General features: G+C 68.5%; 15 protein-coding genes. 6 read left to right on the top strand and 9 right to left on the bottom strand.

Annotated features, from left to right (window positions below):
• Nucleotides 1–13: 13 nt before the first annotated feature.
• Nucleotides 14–2731: a molybdopterin-dependent oxidoreductase gene (locus CJ179_RS26880; RefSeq protein WP_072944769.1), complete on the bottom strand. Its 2718-nt coding sequence runs from the start codon at nucleotides 2729–2731 to the stop codon at nucleotides 14–16.
• Entirely contained in the window at nucleotides 2728–3555 is an 828-nt protein-coding gene (locus tag CJ179_RS26875) for a xanthine dehydrogenase family protein subunit M (RefSeq protein ID WP_072944770.1), read from the bottom strand. The genes CJ179_RS26880 and CJ179_RS26875 overlap by 4 nt, the downstream gene beginning before the upstream one ends.
• 179 nt (nucleotides 3556–3734) lie before the next feature.
• Between CJ179_RS26875 and CJ179_RS26870 the strand changes: the two genes are divergently transcribed.
• Nucleotides 3735–5228 (top strand): carboxyl transferase domain-containing protein, encoded by a 1494-nt coding sequence (locus CJ179_RS26870; protein WP_095863389.1) that lies wholly within the window; start codon nucleotides 3735–3737, stop codon nucleotides 5226–5228.
• Here the strand turns inward: CJ179_RS26870 and asnB are convergent.
• The 3 genes from asnB to CJ179_RS26855 form a co-directional block, all read right to left on the bottom strand.
• Nucleotides 5225–7066: an asparagine synthase (glutamine-hydrolyzing) gene (gene asnB, locus CJ179_RS26865; RefSeq protein WP_095863388.1), complete on the bottom strand. Its 1842-nt coding sequence runs from the start codon at nucleotides 7064–7066 to the stop codon at nucleotides 5225–5227. The two genes, CJ179_RS26870 and asnB, sit on opposite strands and share 4 nt — an antisense overlap.
• Nucleotides 7067–7241: 175 nt before the next feature.
• Nucleotides 7242–8135, bottom strand: coding sequence for a transposase (locus CJ179_RS52835; RefSeq protein WP_244163636.1), 894 nt, complete (start codon nucleotides 8133–8135; stop codon nucleotides 7242–7244).
• 528 nt (nucleotides 8136–8663) lie between these two features.
• Entirely contained in the window at nucleotides 8664–9338 is a 675-nt protein-coding gene (locus CJ179_RS26855) for a GPP34 family phosphoprotein (RefSeq protein ID WP_095863387.1), read from the bottom strand.
• A gap of 145 nt (nucleotides 9339–9483) precedes the next feature.
• Between CJ179_RS26855 and CJ179_RS26850 the strand changes: the two genes are divergently transcribed.
• Nucleotides 9484–10521, top strand: coding sequence for an alpha/beta hydrolase family protein (locus CJ179_RS26850; RefSeq protein ID WP_095863386.1), 1038 nt, complete (start codon nucleotides 9484–9486; stop codon nucleotides 10519–10521).
• Nucleotides 10522–10584: 63 nt separating this feature from the next.
• Nucleotides 10585–12519: a propionyl-CoA synthetase gene (locus CJ179_RS26845; protein ID WP_095863385.1), complete on the top strand. Its 1935-nt coding sequence runs from the start codon at nucleotides 10585–10587 to the stop codon at nucleotides 12517–12519.
• 4 nt (nucleotides 12520–12523) lie between these two features.
• On the opposite strand, the gene CJ179_RS26840 is transcribed toward CJ179_RS26845, so the two are convergent.
• A complete protein-coding gene (locus tag CJ179_RS26840) occupies nucleotides 12524–13090 on the bottom strand; it encodes a TetR/AcrR family transcriptional regulator (RefSeq protein ID WP_095863384.1) in 567 nt (188 codons plus the stop codon).
• Nucleotides 13091–13187: 97 nt separating this feature from the next.
• On the opposite strand from CJ179_RS26840, the gene CJ179_RS26835 reads away from it, so the two are divergent.
• On the top strand, nucleotides 13188–14396 hold the full coding sequence (locus tag CJ179_RS26835) for an MFS transporter (RefSeq protein WP_072944784.1): 1209 nt from the start codon (nucleotides 13188–13190) through the stop codon (nucleotides 14394–14396).
• Nucleotides 14397–14417: 21 nt separating this feature from the next.
• Here CJ179_RS26835 and CJ179_RS26830 read toward each other — a convergent pair whose 3' ends face one another.
• On the bottom strand, nucleotides 14418–15758 hold the full coding sequence (locus tag CJ179_RS26830) for a deoxyribodipyrimidine photo-lyase (protein WP_095863383.1): 1341 nt from the start codon (nucleotides 15756–15758) through the stop codon (nucleotides 14418–14420).
• Nucleotides 15759–15787: 29 nt separating this feature from the next.
• On the bottom strand, nucleotides 15788–16705 hold the full coding sequence (locus tag CJ179_RS26825; RefSeq protein ID WP_072944788.1) for a mechanosensitive ion channel family protein: 918 nt from the start codon (nucleotides 16703–16705) through the stop codon (nucleotides 15788–15790).
• A gap of 82 nt (nucleotides 16706–16787) precedes the next feature.
• Here CJ179_RS26825 and CJ179_RS26820 point away from each other — a divergent pair, with 82 nt between their 5' ends.
• Nucleotides 16788–17504, top strand: coding sequence for a response regulator transcription factor (locus CJ179_RS26820; RefSeq protein ID WP_095863382.1), 717 nt, complete (start codon nucleotides 16788–16790; stop codon nucleotides 17502–17504).
• Entirely contained in the window at nucleotides 17501–18841 is a 1341-nt protein-coding gene (locus CJ179_RS26815) for a HAMP domain-containing sensor histidine kinase (protein WP_095863381.1), read from the top strand. The genes CJ179_RS26820 and CJ179_RS26815 overlap by 4 nt, the downstream gene beginning before the upstream one ends.
• A 29-nt stretch (nucleotides 18842–18870) precedes the next feature.
• Here CJ179_RS26815 and CJ179_RS26810 read toward each other — a convergent pair whose 3' ends face one another.
• Complete coding sequence (locus CJ179_RS26810) at nucleotides 18871–19233, bottom strand: FKBP-type peptidyl-prolyl cis-trans isomerase (protein WP_072944793.1); 363 nt, start codon at nucleotides 19231–19233, stop codon at nucleotides 18871–18873.
• Between the last annotated feature and the right edge of the window lie 20 nt (nucleotides 19234–19253).

Raw genomic sequence — 19253 nt, 5'->3', positions numbered from 1 at the left:
CTCTCCTCACGGCTCAGGTCGTCGGAACCGATCGGTTCTCGCCGATACGGCTGTAGATGCGCTCGGGGGTGAGCGGCAACTCGCGGAAGCGCACGCCCGTCGCGTCTTCCAGCGCGTTGGCCAGTGCAGGCGCCACCGGGTTGATGCAGCACTCCGCCATTCCCTTCGCACGCATCGGCCCGACGGAGTCCGAAGAATCGACCAGCAGCACTTCGGTCCGGGGGACGTCGGCGAAGGTGGGGATGCGGTAGTTGCGCAGGTTGGGGTTGGTCATCACACCGTTGTCGTCGACGTGGAAGTTCTCGGTCAACACGAATCCGATGCCCTGGGCGACGCCGCCCTCGATCTGGCCGCGCACTTGCACCGGGTTGATGATGACCCCGGCGTCCGTGGCCTGGACGCTGTCGAGGATGCGGATCTCGCCCGTCACCCGATGGACGGCGATGCGGAAACCGTGGGCGTTGGAGACGACGCTGCGCGGCGACCCGTACGCCTTGCGCGCCTCCGTGAACCGGATGCCGCGGGGGCGGGCGGCGTCGAGGAGTTCGGTCAACGGCACGCGTGTGCCGTCGCAGAGTACCCCGTCGTCGTCCATCGAGCAGGACGCGACATCGACCCCGGTGTGCGCGGCGGCGAACGCCAGGATGCGGGTGCGCAGCGCTTCCGACGCCTGCGACACGGCGTTGCCCGCGACGAAGAGCCCCGCACTGGCGAATGCCCCCGTGTCGAAACCCGTGCGGTCGGTGTCGGACTGCACGAGACGCACCCGCGACGGCGTCGTGCCGAGCTGGGTGGCCGCGATCTGCACGTGCGCCGTCGACGTCCCCTCACCGAATTCGACGGTGCCGACGGCGAGTTCGTACACGCCGTCCTCGCCGAGCGTCGCCCACGCCTCGGAGATGTGCTCGGTCGGGGGCGCGGTCTCGTGAAGGCCACACGCGGTGCCCACGCCGACGAGCCAATCCTCGCCCAGCACCTGCCCGTTCCCGGTCCGTCCCAATGCGGCGTCCACGAGGTCGATGCACTGCCCGAGCCCGTCCTCCCCGAACACGACGTCGTCGGGCCCGTCCTCGATCGCCACCAGTGAGTCGCCGGGGCGGACGATGTTGCGGCGCCGCAACTCGACGGCGTCGATGCCGAGCGCGACCGCCAACTCGGTGATGGCGGACTCGACCGCGAACGCGGGCTGCGTCATGCCGTACCCGCGCAGCGCCCCGCTGGGCACGGTGTTCGTGTAGACGGAGTACGCGTCGAACTTCTTGTTGAGGCACCGGTACGTCGAGATCGCTGCCCCGGCGGCGAACAACGTCTCGCCCCCGTGGTTGCCGTACGCGCCCGTGTTCGACACGTTGCGCACCTGGAACGCCGTGAGCGTGCCGTCGGATCGGGCGCCGAGCTTGACCGTCAGCTTCATCGGGTGCCGCGGCGACGCCGTCGTGAACTCTTCTTCCCGGGTGAACTCGAGGGAGACCGGCCGGCCCGTGTCGAGGGTGGCGAGCGCAACCAGATCCTCCGTGATCACCTCCTGCTTGCCGCCGAACGCGCCACCGACCCGCTCGCAGAACACCCGCAGCTGGTCGGGACGCAGGTCGAACAGGTGAGCCAGCTTGACCTTCGCGATCGACGGCGACTGCGAACTCGTGCGCACGTGCAGGCGGCCGTCCTCCATCCAGGCGATCGACCCGTGCGTCTCGAGATGCGCATGCTGCACACGCGGCGTGAAGTACGTGCCCTCGTGGATCACGTCGGCCTCGGCAAACCCGGCCTCGATGTCCCCCACCTCACCGTGCAGCTCGAGCAGAATGTTGCGCACGGGGTCCTGGACGAACGGATCATCCGAACCGTGCAGTTGCGGTGCGCCGTCGGCCATCGCCTCCTCCGGGTCGAACACCGCGGGCAGCACGTCGTACTCGACGACCACTCTGCGGCAGCCCTCCTCCGCGGCGCCGACCGTGTCCGCCACCACCGCGACCACACGCTGTCCGACGAAGCGGACCGTGTCGTCGAGGATGTACGTGTCGTCGGGGTCGACGAGGTGATCGGTGTGGATCGCGGTCGTGTACAGCTTCCGGGGCACGTCCTCCCACGTGTACACGCGGTGCACTCCGGGGACGGCGAGCGCCGCCGCCGTGTCGATCGAGACGATGCGGGCATGGGCGTGCGGCGAATGCAGCACCTTCATGTGCAGCAGGCCCTCGATGTCGGTGTCCATCGTGAATCGGGCGCGGCCCGTGACGACGTCGGTGGCCGCGGGCGCCCCGACGCTGGTGCCGACGGCCCGGCCCGGTTCGGCGACCTCGATCGCGGCGACACCGTTCACCGCGTCCTCGATCGCGCGGTAGCCGGTGCAGCGGCACAGATTGCCCTTCAGTGCGCGGGGCAGGTCGGCTTTCTGCGCGTCGGTGAACGTCGCCGAGGTCATGATCATCCCCGCGGTGCAGAATCCGCACTGGAACCCGGGGGCGTCCCGGAACTGCCGCTGCAACGGATGCAGGTCGTCCGGTGAACCGAGGCCCTCGATGGTGGTCACCTCGCGTCCCTCGGCCCGGAACGCGGGTGTGATGCAACTGTGCACCGGATCGCCGTCGAGCCACACCGTGCACGCTCCGCAATCGCCTGCGTCGCAACCCTTCTTGACGCCGTGATGACCGAGCGAACGCACGAACGTCCGCAGGCACTGTCCGGGATTCGGCTCCTCGTCGAACGTCCTGCCGTTGACGGTGTACGTCATCGCCGACCTCCTGCCGCGAGTTCGGTCCGGATCTCCTCGGCGTAATGCTTCGCGAGGTGACGACGATGGTCGGGGGTGCCGTTGGGGTCGTCGAACCACACGTCCTCGGGCAAAGCGTCGATGCTCTGCTGCAGCGTCTCGGCGCCGGGCACGGCGTCGAACGCGAACCGGATCGGACGCGTGGTGCCCGCCGTGATCGTGAGCAGCAGGTCGTCGGCATCGGGCGACCGGGTGCCGATCATGAACAGTGTCGACCGGCCCAGGTGTGTCAGCGTGAAGCGGCGGTGCGCGTGACGCTTGCGCAGGGCGCCGGCCGGGATGTCGATGCGCCGCAGGATCTCACCCGGCGAGAGAATGTTCTCGTGGTTGCCCGTGACGAAGTCGGCGGCGTCCACGGTGCGCTCGGACCCGTCGGCCGCCCACAGGGTGTACGTCGCCTCGAGTGCGACGGCCATCGTGATCATCGGGCCCGCGGGCAGCGACATGCAGATGTTGCCGCCCACCGTCGCCGAATTCCAGACCTTGAACGACGCCAGGAACGCCTCACAACTCGTTGCGAACAGCGAGTCGGCGAGCCAGTCGCCCGGCGGCGCAAAGGCATACAGTTCACGCACCGTGCACGTCGCCCCGATCTCCAGACCCGCATCGCCCGGCACCAGCGAATCCCAGCCGAGCGCCGTCAGATCGACGAGCCTGCTCAGGCCGGGTTGTGGCTCCGAGAACAACCACGTTCCCCCGGCCAGCCACGCGTCGCCGTCCCGCCACTGCGCACCCGGCCGGTCGGGTGGGCGCCGCACGACATCGGTGATGGTGTTGAGGTCCATATGACTGCTCCACTCGGGGAATGTGTCGTCGTTCTCGTACCCGGCCTGCGTCAACTCACCTGACTCTAGACACCGCGACAGCCGTACCGGCGTTTTTTGCCTTGTTCCACCCGCGCTTGCGACCGTCACCCGTCGTAGCAGACATCTACCGCCCCGGCCCGACCGTTACTCTCAGGTCCATGGCCGCCAAGATCTCCGCCCACGACGTGCTCGAGTTGGTACTGGACGCAGGCAGCTTCGTCTCCTGGGACACCACGCCCGTCGACGCGCGGCCGAACGAGAAGTACCAGGCAGACCTGCAGAAGGCCGCCGAGAAGTCGGGCGTCGACGAATCGGTGATCACCGGCGTCGGCACCGTCCGCGGTCGCCCGGTCGCCGTCATCGCCTGCGAGTTCGCGTTCCTGGCCGGTTCGATCGGCGTGGCCGCCGCCGAGCGGATCGTCTCCGCCATCGAACGCGCCACCCGCGAGGGCCTCCCCCTGCTCGCCTCCCCGACGTCGGGCGGCACCCGCATGCAGGAGGGCACCGTCGCCTTCGTGCAGATGGTGAAGATCGCGGCGGCCGTCGCCACCCACAAGGCCGCCCACCTCCCCTATCTGGTGTATCTGCGGAACCCGACCACCGGCGGCGTGTTCGCGTCCTGGGGTTCGCTCGGGCACATCACGGTGGCCGAACCCGGTGCGCTCGTCGGGTTCCTCGGACCCCGCGTCTACGAGGCGCTGTACGGCGAGAAGTTCCCCGAAGGCGTGCAGACGTCCGAGAACCTGTACCGCAACGGCGTCATCGACGGCGTCGTCCCCGCCACACGCCTGCGCCGGCTCGTTCATCGGGCGTTGCGGGTGCTGATCGATGCGCCGACGCCGGCCGCCGACGTCGAACCGGTGCCGGCCGTCGACATCCCCGACGTGCCCGCGTGGCAGTCGGTGATGTTGTCGCGGCGCTCCGACCGGCCCGGCATCCGCCACCTGCTGCGGCACGCGGCCACCGAGCAGGTTCCCCTCAGCGGCACCGGTCAGGGCGAGACCGAGGGGACGGTGCTGTTGTCGCTGGCCCGTTTCCGCGGCGCGCCGTGCGTGTTGCTGGGCCAGGACCGCGCCGGCCAGTCGGCGCTGAACACGATGGGGCCCGCCGCCCTCCGCGAGGCACGCCGCGGCATGCGGTTGGCCGAGGAGTTGCAGATCCCCCTCGTCCTGGTGATCGACACCCTCGGTGCGGCGTTGTCGCAGGAGGCGGAGGAGCGTGGATTGGCTCCCGAGATCGCGCGCTGCATCTCCGACCTCGTGACGTTGAAGACTCCGACCGTGTCCGTTCTGCTCGGTCAGGGCACGGGCGGCGGGGCGCTGGCCTTCCTCCCGGCCGACCGTGTGCTCGCCGCGCAGAACGGGTGGCTGGCCCCGCTGCCTCCCGAAGGTGCCAGCGCCATCGTGCACCGCGACACCACCCACGCACCCGAGATGGCCGCCGCCCAGGGCATCCGTTCCCTCGACCTGCTGCGGGACGGCGTCATCGACGCCATCATTCCCGAGCACCCGGACGCCGCCGACGAGGCCGTCGACTTCTCCAAGCGGGTCGGCGAGGCCATCTCCCGGGAACTCCGCGCCCTGACCGGGGTTCCGGAGAGCGAACGCTTCGCGGCCCGGCTCGCCCGCTACCGGAACCTCGGCCTCGGCTAAGACAGTTTGATCGTCGGGTTGTACATGTCCATCCACAGTGCGAGGTCGAGGGTGCGCTCGAGTCCGCGACGCGACACCTGAGTGATCTGCGGGGTGTCGACGGACACCGCCCGCGACAGCCAGTCCGCACTGACCAGACCGAACACCGGGTGCGAGGGGTCGCCGAGCAGATCTTTGCCGTGCTGCTGCAACGCCACCGCGTACTTCGGGTCCTGGGTGGACGGGTACGGCGACTTCACCCGGTCGATCACCGACTGCGGCAGCACATCCCTGGTCGCGGCCCGCAGCAGCGACTTCTCCTTGCCGTCGAACGTCTTCATCGACCACGGCGTGTTGTACACGTACTCGACGAGCCGGTGATCGCAGAACGGCACCCGCACCTCGAGTCCGACGGCCATGCTCGCGCGGTCCTTGCGGTCGAGGAGGACCCGGACGAACCGTGTCAGATGCAGGTAGCAGATCTTGCGCATCCGCCATTCGAAGTCGGATTCGCCGTCCAGCCGGTCGATCCCGGATATCGCCGCGTCGTACGAGTCCTGCACGTAGTCGTCCATGCGCAGCCCCGCCGTCACGTCCGGGGTGAAGATGTTGCTCTCGTCGCCGAAGTGCTCGGCGAACTGCACGAGCCACGGGAAGGTGTTCGCCTGTTGCGCCTTCGGGGCGAAGAACTGCTTGTAGCCGCCGAACACCTCGTCGGCCGACTCACCGGACAGCGCCACGGTGGAGTGCTGACGGATCGCCTTGAACAGCAAATACAGCGACGCGTCCATGTCGCCGAGGCCCATCGGAATGTCGCGTGCCCGGATGACCTTCGCGCGCACCGCGGGATCCGCCAGGTCGTCGGAGTCGAGGACGATGTCCTGGTGCGTGGTCCCGGACCTGCGGGCCACGTCGTGCACGTACGGAGTGTCCGGGGTGCCCCGCAGTTCGTCTGCGACGAAATGTTCGGTCTGCCCGACGAAGTCGACGGCGAACGTGCGGACCCTCTCCCCCACCTCGGCGAGTTGCCCGGCGGCGATGCCCGTCATCGCCGAGGAGTCGAGCCCACCGGACAGCAGCGTGCAGCGCGGCACGTCCGCGACCAGTTGCCTGCGCACGATGTCGTCGAGCAGTTCGCGGACGTGCGCGACGGACGTGTCCCGGTCGTCGGTGTGTGGGCGGGTCTGCAGGGTCCAGTACCGGTGCGTCCGCAGTCCCGCATGCGAGACGGTGACCACCGTGCCGGGCTCCACCTCACGCATGCCCTCCCACACGGCGTGGCCCGGCGTCTTCACGAACGCGAACAGCTCCCGGATCCCGTCCATCGTGACGGTCGGCTCGGCGATCGGATTGGCAAGGATCGCTTTGGGTTCCGAACCGAACAGCACACCGTCGGGGGTCTCGTAGTAGTAGAACGGCTTGATGCCCATGCGGTCGCGGATCATCACCAGGGTGTCGGTCCGCGAATCCCAGACGGCGAACGCGTACATGCCGTTGAGCCGCTCCGCGACAGACTCTCCCCACTCCAGATATCCATGGAGCACCACCTCGGTGTCGGAGTCCGTGGCGAACCGGTGACCGCGCCCGTACAGCTCCTCGCGCAGTTCACCGAAGTTGTACACCTCCCCGGAGTAGACCATCGCCACGGTCCCGCCGGGGGTGTCCACACTCATCGGCTGATGCCCGCCCGGCAGGTCGATGATCGCGAGCCGTCGATGCCCGAGCGCGGCATGTTCGACGACCCACGTACCGCGATCGTCCGGCCCCCGGCAGTTCATCGTCTCCGCCATGGCATCCACGGTGGACTGTTCGACGCGTAGATCGCGGTCGAACGAGATCCATCCGGCGATTCCGCACATTTGTTCCTCCGGCTGTCGCTGGCGCTCTTCCTTCGGCGCGCATGGTCAGTTGCGAGGTGGCGAACCGAGCCCGAACCGTAGCAATCGCATTGACAGTTTTTTACTCTTGCTAACCACCTATAGTCCACGGTAACCCTTTTCGGCGCACAGGCGGTAAGCCCGCAATCACCGCCGGTCAGAACGGTGCGGGCTCGTCGGTCGCGTGCCGTCGGCGGCGCTCGGCCCGGATCCGTGCGGCATCGTTCTGCGCACGGGTGCGACGGCGGGTGGCGGGGTCAACGATGCGATCACGCCCGCGTGCGCCCAGGATTCCGGCGGACCTCGGACGGTATCGGTGACCGGTGGGCGCGACCAACTCGATCCCGCCGTCGGCGTTCACCTGCCAGTGACCGGAATGTTTGAGCCGGTGATGATTTCGACAGTAGGCGGTGAGGTTCCCCGCCGCCGTCGGACCTCCGGCGGCAGGATCGGAATGGTCGAACGGCCGATGATGATCGAGGTCCGTGTTCCAGGCGGCCACATCGCAGTGCAGCCATTCGCATCCGCCGGCCAGCACCCGCATCCACGTGTCGAGCACGGTGCCGGGACGGTACGTGGTCGGGGTTTCAGAGTTCGGAACCCGCACCGGTTCGACGTCCGCGTCGGCGGCGATGTCGCGTGCGTGCGCCGCGTCGACGACATGAAAGGGGTCCATACACTGACGAGCCCGCGGGACATGATCCTCTGCGGCGGCACGGAAGGCGGGAGAGCCGTCCATCGACACCACCTGCACCTTGTCGCGCTCCTTCGCCGACTGTTGCTCGAAGAACTCCGAAAACGAGTCTCGGCCTCGGCCCTCGGTGATGTAGACGACCTTGCCGGTGTCGTGATCGCCGACGATGGTGAGGTACTTGTGCGGATGCCGGTAGCAGATTTCGTCGACTCCGATTCGATACAAATTCTCGAGCCTGCGCGAGTCGATCAACGCATCGACTGCCCGCGTGACGATGGAGGTGACCGTCCGCCATGCACAGCGCATCAAGGTCGACACCGAGGTCCGATCGGTGCGGGTGACCAACCACAGCACCATGTCCTCGAAGTCGCGTGTATGCCGTGCTGTCGGACGCGCCCACGGAAATGTCCTCGGTCCGGACGCCGCACGTCGGGCACTCGATCCGTCGGATCGGATACTTCAACCACACCTTGTGGCGGCCGAAGTCGAGATGGCGCCAGCGCCGCGGCGCGTGGTAGGCAGCGGCGCTCGTGTAGCCGCATGGGCACTTCACACGGCGTGCTGCGAGCCTGACAGTGACCTCGACGGAGTCGTCGGTGATCGACACATCCGACACCGATGCACCGGGGATTTGAAGCAGACGGTTAAATGCAGTACTGACGCGCACGTGCAGCGGTCCTCTTGGTTGAGGTTGGTGTAGGAACCCCGAAATCTAGAGACCCAACACGTGCGCGTCCCTCATTTCACCGGCAACTCGCCGAACACTGCGTCCAACAACCCACCCTGAACAGTAGAAATGACGCCCACACAAACCTCAGGAGCGCCACATGTGTTCTACACTAGCGAAAACCCTTGCGCTCCAGAATACCCCGACGGAACCCGCCCCTAGCCACTCCCTGCCACGATGACGGGGACGGTGGCGGCGACGATGATGGCGGCATTGAGGGCGTCGACGGATGCGCGCACGGCCCTGCCTGCCCAGTCGCCTTCGGCGATGTCCTTCGCCCGCTTCTTCACAGCGCGACGGTCGGCGTCCGGGAACAGCTTCGGGGCGGCGTCGACGGCGGAGAGGAGCGAGACCAGTGCGGCGGTGCGCGGAGTGGGCGTGACCCCGTCGAGGAGCGCGGCGCTCAGTTCGTTCCGCACCGCACGTTCGTGGCTGCCGTCGACCTCGGGCCACCGCGTGGCGGAAAAGATGCCGAGCACCTTGCTCTTCTCCTCGCGGACCCATCCCGCGGCGACGATGCGCTCGGCGAGTTCTTCGCGCAGATTCTTGGTGAGCTTCTCGATCGCTGCTTCCGGTTTCAGCGGCTTCGACGTACCGATGAGATCGACTGCCCGCGCGAGCAGCGGATCCTGCGGCCACGCGCCGTCCCGGACCACGAGGCGCCCCTTCTTCACGTCCTCACCGGGTTCGGCGGGCGTGACGACGTCGCCGAGGGCCAGTTCCAGGAGAACGGCGCCTGCGAGGACGCGCGGCAACCTCGTCGCGTCGACGACGGGCTTGCCCGAAGCGTCGTCGAGCAGCAGCAACAGCAGGTCTTCGGCGAGCAGCGTCATGCGTCCACGATAGGGGGACGGCGACGCGAAGTCCGGTGTCCGTTCAGCCGCCCCGGGGAATGTTTGCCGGTTACCGTGAAGGGGGAATGTTTCCGGGTATCAGCGGACGGTTGTCGGGCACCGCAGTCAAGCACGAGGAGCGGCTATGAGCGCGATCGGACACTGTCGGGCACTCCTGGCGGTCGCCGTCATTGCCTCGTCTGCCATGTTCGGTCAGATGGCGACGGCGTCTGCGGACGTGTGGCGGGCCCTTCCCGCCGACAAGCCGGCCTCGGCGGACGGTTCGGTCCTCGACCACATCGAGGAGATCGACGACCGCCAGCTGAACATGTTCGTCTACTCGGCGGCAATGGAGAAGGTGATCCTCCTCGAGGTCATCCGCCCCGCCGACACGAGCGTTCCCCGGCCGACCCTGTACCTGCTCAACGGTGCCGGTGGCGGCGAGGATTCGGCGACGTGGCAGGCGCGGACGGACGTGGTCAGCTTCTTCGCCGACAAGAACGTCAACGTCGTCACTCCCGTCGGCGGGGCGTACAGCTACTACACCGACTGGGAGAAGCCCGATCCCGTCCTCGGCGTGAACAAGTGGACGACTTTTCTCACCGAGGAACTTCCCCCGATCGTCGACGCCGCACTCGGAGCGAACGGCGAGAATGCGATCGCGGGTCTGTCGATGTCGGGCACATCCGTCCTGAGCCTGGCCGAGGCCGCCCCCTCGCTGTATCGCGCCGTCGGCGCGTTCAGCGGGTGCGCCCAGACGAGCACCAAACCGGGCCGGGACTACGTCACCTTCGTCGTCAGCTTCCGCGGCGGAGATGTCGAGAACATGTGGGGACCGCCCGACGACCCCGCCTGGGTGGCCAACGACCCCGTCGTCAACGCCGAGAAGCTGCGCGGCATCGACCTGTACATCAGCAATGCCACCGGGCTGCCCGGCATCCACGAGAACCTCAACGGCCCGGACATCAACGGAGATGTGGGCGTCCTCGCCAATCAGGTGATCATCGGCGGCATCATCGAGGCGGGTACCAACGAGTGCACCCATCAGCTGGCCGACAGGCTGAACGCGCTGGGAATCCCGGCCACGTACGACTTCCGGCCCACCGGCACCCACTCGTGGGGCTACTGGCAGGACGACCTGCACAACTCCTGGCCGATGATCGCCGGTTCCCTCGGCGTCTGACCGGGCGCACCCGACGTCGCATAGGGTGTTTCGGGTCACAGGACGACGAGAGGACGTGCATCGATGAGTTCCCCGGGAACTGCGCCTTCGAGCGACAACCATGGCCAGAGCTACGCCGAGGTCTACCGCCGGAGCGCCGACAGTCCCGAGGAGTTCTGGCTGGCCGCCGCCGGTGCCGTGGAGTGGGAGCAGCCGCCGACGCGGGCACTCGACGATTCGGCCGCCCCGATGTACCGGTGGTTCCCGGACGCCTCGCTGAACACCTGCTTCAACGCCCTGGACCGGCACGTGCGCGACGGCGACGGGGACCGGGCTGCGTTGATCTACGACTCGGCGATGGTCCCCGACGCGTCCCGCACCTATACCTACGCAGAACTTCTCGACGAGGCGTCCCGGTTTGCCGGCGTCCTGAAGGACCAGGGCGTGGTGGCCGGGGACCGGGTGATCGTCTACATGCCGATGATCCCCGAAGCGGCGATCGCGATGCTGGCCTGCGCCCGCATCGGCGCCGTGCACTCGGTGGTGTTCGGGGGTTTCGCCGCGAAGGAACTCGCGACCCGCATCGACGACGCCGGACCGGTGGTCCTGGTGACGGCGTCGGGCGGCCTCGAACCGGGGCGCACCGTCGAATACCTCCCGATGGTGGCGAAGGCGCTGGAGTTGTCCGCCACCCCTCCGCACACGGTGATCGTCAAGGACCGCGAGCAGGTCCCCGGTTCGGCCGCCGACTACCAGGGCGGCGACGCGGCGTGGTTCGACTGGGACGCACTGGTGGTGGATGCCGCACCCGCGGAGCCGGTTCCGGTGGCCGCGACCGACCCGCTGTACATCCTGTACACGTCCGGCACCACCGGGAAGCCGAAGGGCGTGATCCGCGACAACGGCGGACACGCGGTCGCGCTCACGTGGTCGATGCGCAACATCTACGACATCGGCCCGGGTGACGTGTGGTGGACCGCGTCCGACGTCGGCTGGGTGGTCGGCCACTCGTACATCGTCTACGGGCCGCTCCTCGCCGGTGCCACGTCCGTGCTCTACGAGGGCAAACCGGTCGGGACCCCGGACGCGGGGGCGTTCTGGCGGGTGATCTCCGATCACGGGGTGTCGGCCCTGTTCACGGCACCGACCGCGATCCGCGCGGTGCGCAAGGCCGATCCCGACGCGAAGGAGATCGAGAAGTACGACATCTCCTCACTGAAGACGCTGTTCGCGGCGGGCGAGCGCCTCGACCCCGACACGTACGCGTGGGCGACCCGCGTCCTGGGCCGTCCCGTCGTCGACCACTGGTGGCAGACCGAGACGGGCTGGGCGATCTGTTCCAACCTGCGCGGGCTCGAACCGATGCCGCTGAAGGCCGGATCCCCCACCGTCCCGGTTCCCGGGTACCGGGTGCAGGTCGTCGACGGCGAGGGAAACGTGGTTCCGGCCGGGGCCGAGGGCAACATCGTGATCGGCCTGCCGCTGCCTCCGGGGACCCTGGCCGGGTTGTGGCGCGACCCGGAGCGGTACGTGAAGTCGTATCTCGCCACCTTCGAGGGCTACTACCTCACCGGCGACTCCGGGTACATCGACGAGGACGGGTACGTGTTCGTCCTCGGGCGCAGCGACGACGTCATCAACGTTGCCGGACATCGCCTTTCGACCGGAAGCATGGAGGCCGTGGTCGCGGGACACTCCGCGGTGGCCGAGTGCGCGGTGGTCGGGATCCGCGACGAACTCAAGGGCCAGCGGCCCAGCGGCTACGTGGTGCTCAAGGCCGGCGTCGACATCGACCCCGAGACACTCCGCACCGAACTGGTCGCAATGGTGCGTGAACAGATCGGGGCCGTCGCCACGTTCCGCGACGTGACGGTCGTGCAGGCGCTGCCCAAGACCCGCTCCGGCAAGATCCTGCGCAAGACGATGCGGCAGATCGCCGACCACGAGGAGTACACGGTGCCCTCCACCATCGAGGACGTCGCCGTCCTCGACGCGCTGAAGAAGCAGTTGGGCGGCTGACCACTCAGACCCGGACGGCCGCGTCGAGTGCCTGATCCACCAGCACCTCGACGCGGTCCGTTTCGAGTGGGTCGAGGTCGAACAGGATGCGGTAGATGATCGGCGCCACCACGTGGTCGATCACGTGCTCGACCGCGCCCTGGACACCCGAGGCGACCGGCTCCCCGCGTCCGACGATCGTCTCGATCTGGGTGCGGCAGAACGTCGCGCACTGGAGCGGATTGGTCTCGCCGCTCATCACGACGTCGCGCAGCGCCGCCCGCCCCACCGGCGAGGACATCTCCTCGAGGTACTCCTGCGCCCAGGCGACGAGGTCGCCTCGCACACTGCCGGTTTCGCGCGGAGGTGTATCGGGACGCAGTCGCTCGATCGCGACGTCCGCGAACACCTCGGTGATGTCACCCCAACGCCGGTAGATGGTCGACGGAGTGATCCCGGCGTCGGCGGCGATCATCGGGACCGTGATGTCTGCTCGGTCGCGCTCGTCGAGGAGCTTGCGGGTGGACGCGTGCACCGCCTGCTGGATGCGGGCGCTGCGCCCGCCGGGGCGTGGACCTGGAGCCGGACTCATGACCCCATGCTAACGCAAAGATGTTGCATTAAGAATGGCTGCGGCGTAGCGTTCGTTAACGCAAACCTTTTGCTTTAACGTTCTCCGGGAGTAGCCCATGCCGACCCTGGCACCCGAAGCACCACCGACCTCTCGGCCCGCGCTGCGCCGCCGTGCCGCATTCACGCTCGTCGCGGTCGTGATCGCCACCCTGCTCGGCGCGTCCGCCGCCCCGACACCGCTGTACGAGCTGTACCAGTCGAACTGGGGCTTCTCCTCGCTGCAGTCGACGCTTGTCTTCGGCATCTACGCCCTGAGCCTGCTGCTCGCACTGCTCACCGTGGGGTCCCTGTCGGACTACGTCGGCCGGCGCCCCGTGCTGATCACGGCGCTCGCGTTCGAGGCCGTCTCGATGATCATGTTCGCGACCGCCGAAGGCATCGGACTGCTGCTGCTCGCCCGGGTGGTGCAGGGATTCGCGACCGGCGCCGCGATCAGCGCCCTCGGCTCCACCCTCCTCGACCTCGAACGCACACCGGGACGCGGCGCCACCGTCAACAGCATCGCGCCCACCGCCGGTCTCGCGCTGGGCGCCATCGGATCGAGCCTCATCAGCGAGCACCTTCCCCGGCCAACCAGCACCGTGTTCCTGGTGCTCCTCGCGCTGTTCGTCGCCGAGATCCTCGGCATCTGGGCCGCACCCGAGACGGCGGTCCGGCAGAAGGGTGCGCTGGCGTCGATGCGGCCGGCGCTCGCGGTCCCGGCCACCGCACGGAGAATGCTCGTCGCCACGGGCCCCTGCCTGATCGCCGTGTGGGCACTCGGCGGCTTCTACCTGTCGCTCGGACCGTCACTCGCCCGCAACGCGCTCGACGTGCACACGTCGCTGATCGGCGCAGTCATGGTCGCGACGCTCACCGGGACCGGCGCACTCGCGGTGTTCCTGCTGCGCAACGTCGCGGCACGGCGCATCCTCGCAGTCGGAGCGTCGGCCCTCGTCGCCGGCGTCGCCGTCACCCTGGTCGGCGCCGAAACATCCTCGGCACCCTTGATTCTCGCGGGAACCGCGGTGGCGGGCATCGGGTTCGGCGCGGGCTTCCAGGGCACCATCCGCACCGTCATGCCGCTCGCCGAACCGCACGAGCGGGCAGGGCTGCTGTCGAGCATCTACGTGATCGCCTACCTCGCCAACAGCCTTCCGGCGCTGGTCGCCGGATACCTCGTCGGGCAGGTCGGACTCGTCGACACCACCCGCATCTACGGCGGACTCGTCATCGTCCTCGCCGCGGCGGCCCTCCTGCGCAAAGCGCCCGTGAGTACTTCTTAACCGCCCGCGGTTAACAAGTACTCACGGGGTCTTGATCTCGCCATAGCGGGCCAGGGCCTCCTGCCGTTCGTGGGCGTGGTCGACGATCGGCGGCGGATAGTCCTCGGGGCGGCCGTCTTTCAGGGCGTGGACGGCCTTCCCGGAGATGCCGCGCAGTTCGGGCACCCACCGCCGCACGTATTCGCCGTCGGGGTCGAACTTCTCACCCTGGGTCGTCGGGTTGAACACCCGGAAGTACGGCGACGCGTCCGTCCCCGACCCCGCCGTCCACTGCCAGCCGTGCTGGTTGTTCGCCAGATCGCCGTCGACGAGCTGGTTCATGAAGAAGCGGGCGCCCCGCCACCACGGCAGGTGCAGATCCTTGACGAAGAACGATGCGACGATCATCCGCACCCGGTTGTGCATCCAGCCTTCGGCTTTCAGCTGACGCATCCCGGCATCGACGATCGGGAATCCCGTCCGGCCCTCGCACCACGCCGTGTACGCCTCCTCGGCGTCGGGCCCGCTGTCGTAGCGGATGTGGTCGAAGCGGCGGTCGTAGTTTCCCCGTGCGCTGTCGGGGCGCTGGAAGAGGATGTCGGCGTAGAAGTCCCGCCACGCGAGCTGCCGCCGGTACTGCTCGGCACTCTTGCTGCGGCGGCGGGCGAGATCGCGGAGCATCGTCCGCGGATGAATGTTGCCGTACTTCAGGTACACCGACATCCGGCTGGTCGCGTCGAGCCCGGGACGATCCCGCGCGTCCTCGTACCCGGCGAGGTCGTCCTCGCAGAACTCCGCCCACCGTTCCAGAGCCGCCGCCTCACCGGCGGCGTACCCGTCGGATTCGGGTTCGGGGATCGTCACCCGCCGCGTCTTCACGTCGTCCGGGTCCATCCACTCCACCGTCGCGGGCCCGGTGTCGATCGGCGCGCGCCACCCGTGCTCGAGCCACTGCCGGAAGTACGGGGTGAACACACGGTACGATTCCCCGTCCGCCTTGGTCACCCGGCCGGGCGCCACGGCGTACGGCGAACCGGTGGCCACCAGATCGACGTGCTCGGCGACGGCGGCATCCCGCTCGCGACCGTAGGGTCCGTAGTCGGCGCTGACATGCACTTCTCCGGCCGCGACCTTCTTCGCCACCCGCGGAACCACGTCGACGGGATCGCCTTTCACCACCAGCAGCCGGCCGTCGAGCCGGTCGTCCAGTGCGGCGAGGCTGCGGAACAGGAAGTCCCGGCGGGCGCCGCCCGACGTGGTCAGCAACCGGTCGTCGAGAACGAACAGGCCGAGCGCACGCGCCCCCGACTCGGCGACCGTGTGGAGCGTCGGCAGGTCACCGAGCCGGAGGTCGCGGCGGAACCAGACGAGTGCGGTGTCCATGTCTGCCACGGTAACGAAATGCGGGCCGCTCAGTTGGTGGAGCGAGCCGAAGACAGCACCGACAGGTACGGGGCGTCGATGTCGTAGTGCGTGAACGCCGACAACGCCGCGCGGGCGAACGTCCGCTGCACCGCCCACTGCCTGCCGGGCTTGGTTCGCGCGGTGATCCGCAGCGTGACCGATTCCGCGGTCACCGAGTTCACGCCCAGCAGTTCCGGGGGTTCGAGCACGTCCGCCGCGATCGCGTCGCCCTTGGCCGCCTCGGTGACGGCCTCCAGCGCCACCTCGCACGCCCGTTGCACGTTGGCGGCGTGCGCGATCGGCAGATCGACCACCGCGACCGCGTACCCCTGACTCATGTTGCCGACCCGCACGATCTCACCGTTGCGGCAGTACCAGAGGGTGCCGTTGACGTCGCGGATCGTGGTGACCCGCAGACCCACCGTCTCGACCGTTCCCACGGCCTCGCCGAGGTCGACGACGTCGCCGACCCCGTACTGATCCTCGAGCAGCATGAAGATGCCCGACAGGAAGTCCCGGACGAGGTTCTGCGCACCGAAACCGAGTGCGACACCGATCACACCGGCGGACGCGATGAACGGCGCGACGTTGACGCCGAGGACGGCGAGCACCTGGAGCACCACCCAGATGAGCACCACGATCGACACAGTCGATTTGAGCACCGACCCGATGGTCCGGGCGCGTTGCGCGCGACGCTCGTTGACCATGGCTTCCTTGACACCGCGCGGGGCGCGTTCCCGCAGGGGACGGAGCATGGCCGGTTTGTCCGAGGGCTCCCGGGGACGCGTCATCCGGTCGATCATCCGGTGCAACGCGAATCGCAGTACGAGCGCCAGGACGACGTAGGTCGCGATCTCGGCCGGCCGGTGAATCAGCCAGTCACGGTTGGTTTCGGTCAGTTCGAAGGCCTGCAGCGAAGGAAACATCCTCAACGAGTGTACGGACGAGACACGCTCTCACAACTGCCATCCGCACGCTCTGTGGTCGCGCCCACGGCACAATGCAGGGGTGACCGTCACAGACTCAGCCAGTGTCCTCGTGGTCGACGACGACGAGGACGTGCGGACGTCCCTCGAACGCGGCCTGCGCCTGTCCGGATTCACCGTCCTCACCGCCGTCGACGGCGCCGACGCACTGCGGGTGGTCAGCGAGCAGCGCCCGGACGCGATGGTCCTCGACATGAACATGCCGGTCATCGACGGCACCGGCGTGGTGACCGCGCTGCGCGCGATGAGCAACGACATCCCGATCTGTGTGCTCAGCGCCCGCGACACCGTCGACGACCGCATCTCCGGTCTGGAGTCGGGCGCCGACGACTACCTGGTCAAGCCGTTCGTCCTCGCCGAACTGATCGCGCGGATCCGGGCGATGCTGCGCCGGCACGGAACGACCACCGCCGCGCCCACCGACTCGCCCGCGACCCCGCCGATCCGGATCGGTGCGCTCGAGATCCGCATGTCCGCACGCCGGGTCTTCATGGCGGGCGAGGAGGTGACGCTGACCAAGCGGGAATTCGAACTGCTCGAGATTCTCGCCCGCAACGTCGGCATCGTGCTGAGCCGCGAGCGGCTCCTCGAACTGGTGTGGGGGTACGACTTCGTCGCCGACACCAACGTGGTCGACGTCTTCGTCGGCTACCTGCGGCGCAAGTTCGAGGTCGGTGGTCAGCCGCGCCTCCTGCACACGGTCCGCGGAGTGGGGTTCGTGCTGCGGGAACCGTCGTGAAACGGTCGTTCTCCCTCCGGACCCGTGTGGCCGCCGCGACGGCGCTCGGCGCGACGATCATCGTCGTCGCGCTCGGCATCCTGGTGTCGCTGGCGATCAACCGGAACAACCTGTCGCAGCTCGACCGGCGGCTGGAGACGGCGTCGGATGTCCTCGTGCCCAACGCCGCCACCGCCGGGCTGTTCCTCGGGGCGCTCGGCGACAAGGGCGCGTTCGCGATCACGATCCGTTCGGCCGACGGCAACACCGTGCTGGTCAGCACCCCCACCCAGCTGCCCGAACTCGATCCGGGCACACAGACCGTCGAGGTCGGTGACACGCAGTACCGGGCGTACACCGCCACCGTGCCGCTCCTCGGCACCCGGATCTCCCTGGCCGTGCCGTACGCCGAAGCGCAGGACGTGACGTCCGAGCAGCAACGGCAGGTGGCCCTCGTGGGGGTCCTCGCCGTCGCCGCCGCCAGCGGCCTCGGGTGGCTGTTCGGCGGTCGTGCGGTGCGACCCCTGGTCGACCTGACCGGCCGCATCGTGCGCCGCGAACCGAAACTGACACCCACGTCCTCGGGGGTGCGGGAGGCCGACGAACTGGCGTCCGCCGCCGAGTCGATGCTGCGCGACGTCGCCGAGGCGCAGGCCGCGACCACCGCCGCACTCGCCACCGCCCGCGATTTCGCCGCCGTGTCGGCGCACGAACTGCGCACGCCGCTCACCGCGATGCGCACCGACCTCGAGGTCCTCGCCACCCACGACCTGACTCAGCCGCAGAGGGACGAGATCCTTCACGACCTCGCCCGGGCGCAGGGGCGGGTGGAGTCGACGCTGTCCGACCTCGAGCGCCTCGCCCGGGGCGAGCTGTCCACCGACAAGGACTTCGTGGATTGCGACCTCGTCGACATCAGCGACCTCGCCGCGGAGGAGGCGATGCGTCACAACCCCGGCCTGCAGGTGACCGTCTACGCGGCCCCGGTGACGGTCCGCGGCATGCCCGGCGGACTGCGCCTCACCCTGGACAACGCCATCAAGAACGCGGTCCGGCACGGCGGCGCCACCGCGGTGACGATCACACTGAGAGCGGCCGACGGCATCACCACCGTCGTCGTCGACGACAACGGTTCCGGGGTGCCCGAGGCCGAGCGGACCGCCGTGTTCGAACGGTTCCACCGCGGTTCCAACGCGACGAAGAGCGGATCGGGCCTGGGCCTCGCGCTCGTCGCCCAGCAGGCCGCATTGCACAACGGCAGCGCACGTTTCGAGGTCAGCCCGCTCGGCGGCGCACGGCTCGTCGTGGAATTGCACACCGACACGACCCGGAAAGCGGAAAGCCCCGCCTCACCGTGAGGTGATGCGGGGCCTTCGGACCGTGGAGACTATTCCTTCACGTCCAGCAGGTCGATCATGAACACCAGCGTCTTGCCGGACAGCTGGTGTCCGGCGCCGGCGGGACCGTAGGCGAGCTCCGGCGGGATGGTGAGCTGACGACGTCCGCCCACCTTCATGCCGGGGATGCCGTCCTGCCAGCCCTTGATGAGGCCACGCAGCGGGAACTGGATGGACTCGCCGCGGCTCCAGGAGGAGTCGAACTCCTCGCCGGACTCGAACTCGACGCCGACGTAGTGCACCTCGACGGTGCCACCGGGGACGGCCTCGGCGCCCTCTCCGACGACCACGTCCTTGACGACCAGGTCGGTCGGGGCGGGTCCCTCTTGGAACTCGATCTCGGGCTTGGTCATGTGTCCTCCTCGATGAGGGC

Source organism: Rhodococcus sp. ACS1, from assembly GCF_002300155.1.
Taxonomy (GTDB): domain Bacteria; phylum Actinomycetota; class Actinomycetes; order Mycobacteriales; family Mycobacteriaceae; genus Rhodococcus_F; species Rhodococcus_F koreensis.
The sequence above is the reverse complement of the archived record's forward strand: the minus strand, read 5'-3'. Positions and strand labels throughout refer to the sequence as shown.